Source organism: Pseudomonas sp. ZY71, from assembly GCF_036542145.1.
Classification (GTDB): Bacteria; Pseudomonadota; Gammaproteobacteria; order Pseudomonadales; family Pseudomonadaceae; genus Aquipseudomonas; species Aquipseudomonas koreensis_A.
Genome location: NZ_CP144274.1, coordinates 3952461 through 3964717 on the forward strand (window position 1 = coordinate 3952461; position 12257 = coordinate 3964717).

1 protein-coding gene (only partly in view) is annotated in these 12257 nt (G+C 64.0%); it reads right to left on the bottom strand.

The window, feature by feature from the left end; all coding sequences use genetic code 11:
* On the bottom strand, positions 1-12257 hold the 3' portion of the coding sequence (locus VY732_RS17575; protein ID WP_331691318.1) for a non-ribosomal peptide synthase/polyketide synthase. Its footprint extends 5572 nt past the window's final position; 12257 of the gene's 17829 nt are visible here — the last part of the coding sequence; its start codon lies beyond the right edge, outside the window; its stop codon occupies positions 1-3.

Sequence of the window (12257 nt, forward strand, 5' to 3'; positions counted from 1 at the left end):
TCAGGACAGCACTTGCCCGGCCGGCACTTTCAGGCCGTCATGCCACCACGCCGCGAGACTGAAGACGTTGGGCGCCTTGAGAATCGTGAAGTGGTTGCCCGGCCCGTACCACACCGCCAGATCCGCAACCTGGCGCTGCCAGCCTTCAACCATCGCCGCTTGCTCGCGCTGATTGCCCCACGCATCCAGCGTCGGGTCATCGACCAGCGCCAACCGCACCGGGCCGGTGTAGGCCAGTGACGGTTGATAGACCGTGCGCAAAGCTGTGGCGAAGGTGCGGACCGGGCCGTACATCGCATCGGGCGCGGCGCGCTCCGACAGCACACCGGCGTGCACCATCCCGGCATGCAGCAAGCGCATTTGCGTGGCGTCATCAGCGTCGGCAAACACCTGCGGATCGATCTCCAGGGACTTGCCACTGGACAGTTGCAGGGTGTCGATCAAACGTTCCAGCGCCGCCGTACCGGTGTACGGCTTGCCTGCCGTGCCGTTGCCGCCCGGCGCTTCGCTGTCGATCAACGTCAACGATGCCACCTCGCGCCCGGTCGCTTGCAGCTGCGCCGCCATGGCATGCGCCACCCAACCGCCGAAGGAATGGCCGATCAAATGCACCGGGCCTTTTGGGTAAGCCTGCGCGATCGCCTGCAGATAAAACGCGGCAGCGGCCTCGACCTGACTGTGCGGCACACTGCTGCCGTCCAGCCCGCGCGGTTGCAGGCCGATGATCGGCCACTCCGGGCCGATCGCTTCGGTCAGATGAATGAACCCGGTGACGCTGTCACCTGCCCCCGGCACGCAGAAAATCGGTGCATGCCCCAGGTGCCCGCTCTGGATCGTCAGCAGCGGCTGATACACCGCCGTGGCGGGCGCGATTACCGCCTCAAGTGCCCGAGTGATGGCCTGTCCCAACGCCTGAATATGTGGGTTTTTCATCATGCTGCGGTGATCCCCGGGAATATCGATGCACTGCAACAGACGACTGTCGAAGCGCTCCTCCCAACCGCGTGTCGGGCTTGGCACAGACTGCCCGTCCATCAACGCCTGCGCGCGGAACAGATGAATCGTCTGGCTCGCCGGGCTGACCCGGTAATGCGCCAAGGCCAGGCGATGCGCCGCCTCGCGATCGAAGTAATGCCAGGCATCGGCCGCGCTGACCGTGGCCAGTTCCGGATCGGTCAGTTGCTGCACCTGGCAACGCTGGAACAGCGCGTGGAAATCCAACTGCTCCATTTCGGCTTCCAGAGCCTCGACCGACGCCAACGCGGCGGCGCCATCGGCACCGAGCATCAGCGCACGCCCCCGGCAATGCCCGAGCAACTGGCGCTTGTCGAGATCCTTGCCGCTCCACATCGCCTTGTCCTGGGCCAGTGAGTTGGGCGCGTAACTGTCGAGCATGCCGATGAAGTCCACCGGTTGATCCTGACCCAGCAATTGCTGGGCAACCTCATGGGCCAGCACCCCGCCGAACGACCAGCCCGCCAGACGATACGGCCCGTGTGGCTGCACCGAACGGATGATCCCGGCCATCCGCGTGGCCATGCATTCGATTGTGCGCAACTGTGGCTGACCCAGCGGCACGCCGGGCAGGCCATAAATCGCAAACTCGCCGCCAATGTGCTGCGCCAGCGTCGGGAAATACACGTCGCGGCCGCTGAATTCATGCACCAGGAACAGCGGCGTACCGGTATTCCCGGCTCGCACCACGACCAGCCCTTCCGGCAGTCCGGCCATTTCATCCTGAGCGAGCAACGCTGCCGCCGACTCGATGCTCGGGTGCTGGAACAATTCGGCCAGTGACACCTGCAATCCGCCGCGTTGCAGCAGATTGACCAGCCGCACCGCGAGCAACGAATGCCCGCCCAACTCGAAGAAGTTGTCGTGACGACCGACCTGCTCGACGTTGAGCACTTCGGCCCAGATACGCGCCATCGCGGTTTCCACTTCGCCTTGCGGCGCCACATATGGACGGTTGATTACCGCGTCTGCGCCCGGCTCCGGCAAGGCCTTGCGATCGACCTTGTCGTTGGGGGTCAGCGGCAATGCGTCGAGTAGCACATAGGCGCCGGGCACCATGTACTCCGGCAAACGCTCCAGCACATGGGCACGCAAGACCTCCAGGTTTGGCGTTTCGATCCCTGCACGCAACGTGTACCAGGCCACCAGACGTTCATCGCGCACCATCACCACCGCTTCGCGAATGGCCGGATGTTCGATCAGCCGCGCTTCGATTTCACCCGGCTCCAGACGCAAGCCGCGCAGCTTGATCTGGAAGTCGTTGCGCCCGAGGAATTCCAGATCACCGTCGTTGTTGTAGCGCGCCAGATCGCCGGTGCGGTACAGCCGATCACCGGCCACGAACGGGCTGTCGATGAAACGCTCGGCCTGCATCTCCGGCAGTCGGTGATAACCGCGCGCCACACCCACACCGCCAATGTGCAACTGGCCGCTGACACCCTGCGGCACCGGTTGATCGTAAGCATCGAGCACGTACAAGCGCGTGTTGCTCAGCGCCTGGCCGATCGGCACCGTGTTGTGTGGCACCGGCTGATCCGGTTCAAGCGTCCAGCCAGTGCTGTCGACCGTGGTTTCGGTCGGGCCGTAAACGTTGTGCAAACGCACCCACGGCAGGCGATCGCGCACCTGCCGCGCCAGCGCCGCGCTGAGTTCACCGCCACCGTTGAGCACATCGGTGAGGCTGGTGCACTGGCTGACATCGGCCTGCTCAATGAAGTCCTGCAGCAGCGCCGGCACGAACTTGACCACCGTCACTTGGTGCTCGCGAATCGCCTGCACCACATAGGCCGAATCGCGGTTGCCATCGGGCCGTGCCAGCACCAGACGCAGGCCGGAACACAGCGGCCAGAAGATCTCCCACACCGAACTGTCGAAGCTGAACGGGGCCTTTTGCAGCAACGCACCATGCTCGGTCGGCGCACTGATCTGCGAGCCCCAATGCACCATGTTGCAGGCGCTGCGATGCTCGATCATCACGCCTTTCGGCAGACCGGTGGAGCCGGAGGTGTAGATCATGTAGGCCAGGTTCGACTCGCCCAGGCCGGGCACCTGCGGATCATGATCAGGCAACTGTTGCCAATGACCTTGATCGAGGTCGATCAAGGTCATTGCAGGCGCGGCGAACAGCGAACGCGTCGCTGCTTGCACCAACACCGCGACCGGCGCGCTGTCCTCGAGCATGTAGGCCAGACGTTCCGCCGGATACCCCGGATCCAGCGGCACATAGGCCCCGCCCGCTTTGAGAATGCCGAGCAGACCGACCACCAGATCCAGCCCGCGCTCGACGCAAATCGCCACGCGTGAATCCGGCTGCACGCCCTGTTCGCGCAAGTGATGAGCCAGTTGATTGGCCCGCGCATTGAGTTCCCGATAGGAAAGCCGACCAGCTTCGGACTGCACGGCGATGGCCTCGGGCTTAATCCGCACCTGCGCTTCAAACAAGTAGTGCAACGGCTGTTCGAGTGGGCAATCGACTTCGCTGGCGTTGAAGTCGTGCAACAGGCGCTGACGTTCGTCCTGCGCCAGCAACGGCACCTGCTCCAGCAGCGTTTGTTCATCGCTGACCAACGCGGCCAGCAAGCGCTGGAAGTAACCGACAAAACGCCGCACCGTCGACTCATCGAACAGTGCCGTGGCATAACGCAGCGAACCACGAACGCCATCGGCGCTGTCGCCGAGACTCAGCGACAGGTCGAACTTCACAAAGTGGCTTTCCCCCGCCACGCCTTCCAGCGTCAGGTCGCCCAGTTGCAGGCTCGGGCCGTCATTGTTGTCCCAGCTCAACAGTGTCTGGAACAACGCGCTGTGGGCCAGACTGCGCAGCGGTTTGCTGATGTCCACCACGTGCTCGAACGGCAGATCCTGATGCGCTTGCGCCGCCAGGGTTTGCGCCTTGACCCGCGCCAGCAACGCTTCGCCGCTGAGGGCGCCAGAGGTGTCGATGCGCAGGGCCAGGGTGTTGACGAACATGCCGATCAAACCTTCGATCTCGGCGCGGGTACGGTTGGCCACCGGCGAGCCGATGACCACGTCGGTCTGCCCGGACAAGCGACTGAGCAGCATCGCCCAGGCACTGAGGATCACCATGTACGGCGTCACGGCGCGACGTTGGCACAGCGCTTTCAGTCCGCGACTCAGCGGCGCGCCCAGCACTACGTCGACATGGCTGCCGGCAAAGTCCTGTTGCGCCGGACGCGGACGATCGGTCGGCAGCGTCAGTAACGCCGGAGCACCGGCCAGGGTCTGCTGCCAGTAATCGCTCTGCCGTTGCAGCACCTCACCACTGAGCCAGCGGCGTTGCCACACCGCGTAATCGCTGTACTGCAGCGCCAGCGCGGGCAACGGGTCTTGCTGGTCATGGCTGAAGGCTTGATACAGCGCCGCCAACTCGCGGGTCAGCACACCCATCGACCAGCCATCGGAGATGATGTGGTGCAGCGTCAGCAACAGCACATGGTGATCGTCGGCCAGACGCACCAGACGTCCGCGAATCAGCGAATCGCGAGCAAGATTGAACGGTGCGCTGGCTTGCTCTTCGATCAGCCCACGCAAGGCGTTATCGGCCTGCGGGTGCTGGCGCAAATCTTCAACCTGCAGCAACAGCGCGGCCGCAGCCGGCACGATCAGCACCTGCGCCTGATCGTCGATCTGGGTGAAGCGGCTGCGCAGGGTTTCGTGGCGCTCGACAATGCGCGCGAGTGCCCGTTGCAGCGCGTCTTCATCCAGCCGCCCGCGCAGACGCAGGCCCAGCGGAATGTTGTACGCCGTGTTGCCGCCGTCCATTTGCGCCAGGAACCACAGGCGCTGTTGCGCAAACGACAGCGGCAGCACTTGCTCACGCGCTGCCGGGACAATCTCCGGCAAGGTGCTGCGCGCGGCCCGGCTCAACACCTGCGCCACGGCCGCCAGTTCCGGATTGGCGAACAGTTCGGCCAGGGTCAGCTCGACATCCAGTTGTTGGCGAACCTGCGACAGCATGCGCATCGCCAGCAACGAATGACCGCCCAACTCGAAGAAATTATCGTGTCGTCCCACCTGCTCGACCTGCAACAACCCGGCCCAGATGCGCGCCAGGTTTTCCTCCAGCGCCGTGACCGGCGCTACATAGACCCGGCTGAGCATGGCGGCCGGGGTCGGTGCCGGCAGCGCCTTGCGGTCGATCTTGCCGTTGTTGTTCAGCGGCAATGCCTCCAGTTGCACCCACGCCGTCGGCAGCATGTACTCCGGCAAGCGCGCCGACAGTTGAGCGTGCAGCTCAACGCTGTCGAGTTGTCCCTCGTGCGCGGTGAAATAGGCGACCAGACGCGTGGCGTCCTGAGCGTCGCGGCGCGCCAGCACCACGGCTTCCTTGATCCCCGCGCAGTTGAGCAAACGGCTTTCGATCTCACCCAGTTCGATGCGGAAGCCACGGATTTTTACCTGATCGTCGTTGCGCCCGACGCAATCGAGTTGCCCCGGCGCCAGCCAGCGCGCGAGGTCGCCGGTGCGATACAGCAACGCGCCGGGTTTATCGCTGAATGGATCACGGATGAATTTCTCGGCGGTCAGATCGGCTCGGTTCAGATAACCCAGCGCCACGCCCTGGCCGCCGATATACAGCTCACCGGTTACGCCCATCGGCACTGGTTGCTGATGCGCATCGAGTACATAGACCTGGGTGTTGGAAATCGGCCCACCGATCGGCACGCTGTCGGCATTTTCCGCCACCTCCCGCACTTCGAACGTCGTGGCGTAGGTGGTGGTTTCGGTCGGGCCATAGCAATGCACGATGCGCAGATCCGGCGCCTCGGCCAACAGCGTGCGGAACGCCGCCGGATCACCGCGCTCGCCACCACAGAGCAGAATGCGCAGGCCTTTGAGCGCTTGCGGGATGAGTTGCACGTACTGGTTGAACAACGCAGTGGTGACGAACAGGATCGTCGCGCCACTGGCATTCAGTTCACGGCCAAAGGCCTGCGGATCCAGCAGGGTCTGATGATCGATGATCACCACGCGACCACCGTTGAGCAGCGGGCCCCAGATATCCATGGTGCTGGCATCGAACGCCGGATTCGAGGCGAACACCACGCGATCCTGCGCATTGAAATCGGCGTAACCGTTATTGAGCACCAAACGGCCGATGCCACGGTGCGGCACCATCACCCCTTTCGGCGTGCCGGTGGAGCCGGAGGTGTACATGATGTACGCCAGCGACTCCGAGGACTGCACAAGATTGGGGTTATGCGTCGGTTGCCCGCTCAGGGTCAGCCTGTCCAGATCGATACGCGGCGCGGCGTAATCGATGATTTCGCCGCTCAGGGTCAGCAGCGCGGCCGCCCGACAGTCCTCGACCATGAACGCCTGACGCTCGCTCGGCGCATGGATGTCCAGCGGTACATAGGCCGCCGCGCACTTGGCAATCGCCAGTTGCGCCACCAGTAGTTCCAGCGAGCGTGGCAGCAGGATCGCCACGTGATCCCCCGGTTGCACGCCTTGGCCGATCAGGTGATGAGCGAGGCGATTGGCCTGCGCGTTCAGTTCGAAATAGCTCAGCGATTGCGCGCCATGCACCGCCGCCACAGCCTTTGGATGCGCCGCCGCTTGCTGCTGGAAAACCCCGTGCACGGTCAGGGTCTGCGGGTAATCGCGTGCGCTGGCGTTGAAGTCGACGAGCAAGCGCTGACGCTCCTCCGCCGCCAGTAACGGCACGTGTTCAAGGACTGCGTGATCATTGCCGACCATCGCTTGCAGCAGCCGTTGGAAATAGCCGACATAGCGGCGGATGGTCGATTCGTCGAACAGCGCCGTGGCGTAGTTCAGCGAGCCGCGAATCACGCCGTTGACCTCGCCCAGGGTCAGCGTCAGGTCGAACTTGGCGACCTCGTCCGCGCCGGCCACCGCTTCCAGTGTCAGCTCGCCCAGCGCCAGTTGCGGCCCGCCGTGACTGTCCCAGCTCAGCGTGGTCTGGAACAGCGGGCTGTGCGCCAGGCTGCGCGACGGTCGGGTGATTTCCACCACTTGCTCGAACGGCAAGTCCTGATGCGCCTGCGCCTCCAGTGTCCGTGCCTTGACCCGTGCCAGCAGTGTTTCGACACTCGGCTCGCCCGAGGTATCGATGCGCAGCGCCAGGGTGTTGACGAACATGCCGATCAAGCCTTCGACTTCAGCGCGGGTGCGGTTGGCCACCGGCGAGCCGATCACCACATCGGCCTGCCCGGACAGACGACTCATCAGCAATGCCCAGGCACTCGTCAGGGTCATGAACAGGGTCACGCCATGCCGCTGGCTCAGGGCTTTGAGTGCGGCGCTCAGGTGTTGGTCCAGCACCACTTCGAGGTTGCTGCCAGCATAATCCTGATGCGCCGGACGCGGACGATCGGTGGGCAGCGTCAACAGCGCTGGAGCACCGTCGAGGGTTTGTTGCCAATAATCACTTTGCCGTTGCAGCACGTCACCGCTGAGCCAGCGTCGTTGCCACACCGCGTAATCGCCGTATTGCAGCGTCAGCGCTGGCAGCGGATCGGGCTGGCCCTGGCTGAATGCCTGATACAACGCCATCAACTCGCGGGTCAGCACGCCCATCGACCAACCGTCGGCGACGATGTGGTGTACGGTCAGCAACAGCACATGGTGATCGTCGGCCAGATGCAGCAGCTGTCCACGGATCAGCGGGTCGTTCTGCAGATCAAACGCCGCCGAGGCTTCCTGCGCCATCAACCTGTGCAAGGTGTCCTCGGCCTGTGGCTGTTGGCGCAGATCTTCAACACGCAGCAGCAAGCCGCTGTCGACCGGCGCAATCGTCACCTGCGCAGTGTCATCGCGACTGATGAAGCGGCTGCGCAGGGTTTCGTGGCGGGCCACGATGCGCGCCAGCGCCGCTTGCAGCGCATCGATATCGAGTCGACCGCGCAGGCGCAGGGCGATGGGGATGTTGTACGCCGAGTTGCCGCCCGCCATTTGCGCGAGGAACCACAGGCGTTGCTGGGCGAAGGACAAGGTGCCGTCACGCGTTACCGGCACAATCGACGGCTGGGTGCTGCGCTCGGCACCCGCCAGGCACTCAGCGACCGCCGCCAGTTCGGCATTGGCGAACAGATCCGCCAACGCCAGCTCCAGCCCCAACCGTTGCCGGACCTGCGCAACCATGCGCATCGCCAGCAACGAATGCCCGCCGAGTTCGAAGAAATGATCATGGCGCCCTACCCGTTCGACCTGCAGCACCTCGGCCCAGATCTGCGCCAGGGTGGTTTCGGTCTCGCCCTGCGGCGCGGCGTAGTCGCGGGTGAACAACGCGGCCAGATCCGGTTTCGGCAACGCCTTGCGGTCGACTTTGCCGTTGGCCGTCAGCGGTAAAGCGTTGAGCCGGACAAAAGCCGCCGGCAGCATGTACTCCGGCAGTTGCTCCGCCAGATGCGCACGTATTTGTCCGACGCTCAGCGCCTCGCCTTGCGCCGCCTCGATGAAATACGCCACCAGTCGCGGCTGGCCGGGCTGATCTTCACGGGCCAGCAGCACAGCGTCCTGAATCCCCGGCAAATGATTGAGGCAGGTCTCGATTTCGCCGAGTTCGATGCGCACGCCACGGATTTTCACCTGATCGTCATTGCGCCCCAGGTATTCCAGCGTGCCGTCCTCGCGCCAGCGCGCAAGGTCACCGGTGCGGTACATCCGCGCGTTTGGCAAAGGGCTGAACGGGTCGCGCAGAAAGCGCTCGGCGGTCATTTGCGGGCGATTCAAGTAGCCACGGGCGACGCCGGCACCGCCAACGTACAACTCGCCCATCACTCCCAGTGGTACCGGACGCTGCTGCTCATCGAGCAGGTAGACGCTGGCATTGCTCAGCGGCTTGCCGATGTGCAGCACTTGCCCGGCCTCGATCAACCCGGACGTGGCAACCACCGTGGCCTCGGTCGGGCCGTAGTTGTTGATCACCTTGAAGGACTGGTTGCGGTTGAACTGGCGCAGCCGGTCACCGCCGATCAACAGGGTTTTCAGGGTTGGATGCACCGGCTCCTGGCTGAAGGCGTACTCGGCCACCGGGGTCGGCAGGAAGCTTACGTCCAGCGGCTGCGCACGCCACCAATCGAGCAGCGCATCGATGTCTTCGTTACCGTCGTGGGCCGGCGCCAGATGCAGCGTCGCGCCAACGCACAACGCCGGCCAGACTTCCCAGGCCATGGCGTCGAAACCGAAGCCGGCGAGGCTTGAGGTGTGGCTGCCGGCATGCAGATCGAACGCCGCACAATGCCAATCGACCAGATTGCTCAGGGTGCGGTGCTCGACCATCACGCCTTTGGGCAGCCCGGTGGAACCAGAGGTATAGATCACATACGCCAAGTGTTGCGGTGTCAGCGCGGGCACTGACGGAGTTTCGATTCTGGCGCTCGGCCACTGATGCAAATCGAGATCGATCAGCGGCACTTGCAGCTCGGGCAGACGTGCGCGCAGTGCGCTTTGGGTCAACACCGCAACCGGCGCACTGTCCTCCAGCAGATAGTTCAGACGCTCCGCTGGATGCGCCGGGTCCACTGGCACATAACCGGCGCCCGCCTTGAGAATCGCCACCAGCCCGACCAGCGTATCGAGGCCGCGACGGGCAACGATGGCCACACGATCATCAGGCCGCACACCCGCTTCGATCAGGTGATGCGCCAAGGCGTTGGCCTGCTGGTCGAGTTCGGCGTAACTCAGGCTCGCGCCAGCAAAAATCGCCGCCGGCGCGTGCGGTCGCGCAGCCACTTGCTGCTCGAAACGCTGGCCGATCGTCAGCTCCTGAGGGAAATCGGCGTGGGTGGCATTAAAGCCGATCAATAGCTGTTCGCGCTCAGCGGCCGGCAGGATCGACAAGCGTTCGAAGCCTTGATGCGGTGCCTGTTCCAGCGCTTGCACAAGGCTGTGCAAAGCACATTGCAGATAGTCGCAAGTACGCCGTGCGTCGATGCCGGCAGCGGCCAATGCGCTGAGGCTGAAACCTTCGCCGAGATCGTCGACGCTGAGGGTCAGGCGATAATTGCTGTGTTCCTCGGCTTCCAGCAATTGCATGCCCTGCCACGCCGATGCAGCCTCGGCCGAACTCGACGACGCCGCAGCGCCGTGACGATAGTTGAACAAAGTGCTGAACAGCGGCGTGGTCGGCGCCATCGCACTGCAATGCTGGATGCGCGCCAGTTGCGCGTGTTCGTGCTGGAGCAATTGGCTCAACCGTTGATGGGTAGCCAGGGCCGCGCCTTTGACGCTGTGCGCGGTCAGATCGATGCGCAGCGGCAAGGTATTGATAAACACCCCGAGCGCACGCTCGGCGCCCTCACCGCCCTGCAAACGGCCGAGCAACACCGTGCCGAACACCACGTCGTCGCGGCCCGACAACTGCCCGAGCACCTGCGCCCAGGCCAGGTGCATCAGGCTCGCGGCGCTGACGCCCAGACGCCGCGCCTGCTGGCGGATGTCGCGACTCAGACCGAGGTCGAGGGTCAACCGCGCCTGCTCAGCAAGCCCTTCCTGTGCCTGGGCCTGGCCGTAAGGCAAGGTTGGCGCGTCGACATCGCCGAGCATGTCGCGGAAGAAGCTTTCATGCTGCTGATCGGTCATCCCGGTCAAGGTCTGCGCCACGTAATTGCGATACGGCACCGGCTCGGCGAGACGTTGTGGCTGGCCGCTGAGGAAGGCCTGCATTTCCTGTTGCAGCACTTCGAGCGCGACGTGGTCCATCACCAGATGGTGGAACAGCAGCAACGCGACAACCCGCTGATTGACCGCGTCCCACGCGTGGACCACGCGCATCAGCGGTGCCTGGTTGACGGCCATGCGGTAATGGCCGGCATCGAAGCGAGCGCGCAACTGCTCCAGTGCGTCGCCGCTCGCGCCCTCCAGCGCAATATTTTCGCAGGCCAGCGACGCCTGGCGCCAAACCACTTGCACCGGGTCTGCGAGGCCTTCCCAGAACAGCGAGGTGCGCAGAATGTCATGGCGCTGAATGACCTTTTGCATAGCCTCGGTGAAGGCGTTCAGGCGTTGTTCGTCGGCAAACGCAAACTGTGCCTGCAACACGTAGGGGTCACCCTGAGCGGCCGAAAGGTGATGGAACAGAATGCCGGTCTGCAACGGCGCCAGCGGATAAATGTCCTGCACATTGGTCACGCCGCCGGGGACGCTGGCAACGATACGGTCAAGGGTCGCTTGATCGAGCGTCAGCAGTGGCAGCAGTTCCGGGGTGATGCGCGTGCAGTCCGGCGTAATGCGGTTGGCCGGGACCTCGGCTTGCGGCTCGCCACCAACGGCCGCCGCCAGTGCGGCGAGTGTCGGCTGGTTGAACAGCACGCGGATGTCGGCGCTGAGACCGGCACGACGCATTTTCGCCAGCAGATTCACCGCCATCAGCGAGTGCCCACCCAGCTCGAAGAAGTGGTCGTGGCGCCCTACCCGCTCGACATTGAGCAATTCGGCCCAGAGCGCGGCGAGGAGCGTTTCCACTTCGCCGACCGGCGCCTCGTATTCACGTGCAGCCAATGCCGCCAGATCCGGCGCCGGCAATGCCTTGCGGTCGAGTTTGCCGTTCGGGCTCAGTGGCAGCGCATCGAGGTGCAGAAACAGCGCAGGCACCATGTAGTCCGGTAGATGCTCCAGCAGATCATTGCGCAGCGCTTCGATGTCCAGCCGTTCCCCGGTGTAATACGCAACCAGACGCTTGTCGCCGGGCACGTCTTCGCGGGCCAGCACCACCGCTTCCTGCACCCTCTCGATCTGGGTCAGGCGCGCCTGGATTTCGCCCAGTTCGATACGCAAGCCGCGAATTTTCACCTGATCGTCGTTGCGGCCCAGGTATTCGATATTGCCGTCGGCCAGATAGCGGGCGACGTCGCCGGTGCGGTACATACGGCCATTGGCCTGGAACGGATCATCAAGAAAGCGCTCGGCACTCAGTTCAGGTCGATTGAGGTAACCACGGGCCACTTGCACGCCGCCGATGTACAACTCACCGACAACGCCTTGCGGCACCGGTTGTTGTTGGCCATCAAGGATGTACATGCGGGTGTTGGCGATCGGTTTGCCGATCGGTGTGTTGTCCGGGGTTCGCTCCAGCGGCCCGGCGCAATTCCACGCGGTCACGTCAACAGCGGCTTCGGTCGGGCCGTAGAGGTTGTGCAACGCAGTGCCCGGCAATTGCCGCTTGAAGCGTCGCACCAGACTGCCCGGCAACGCTTCGCCGCTGCACATCACCTGACGCAGCTCCGAGCAACGCTCGGTGTCGCCATGGGCAAGGAACA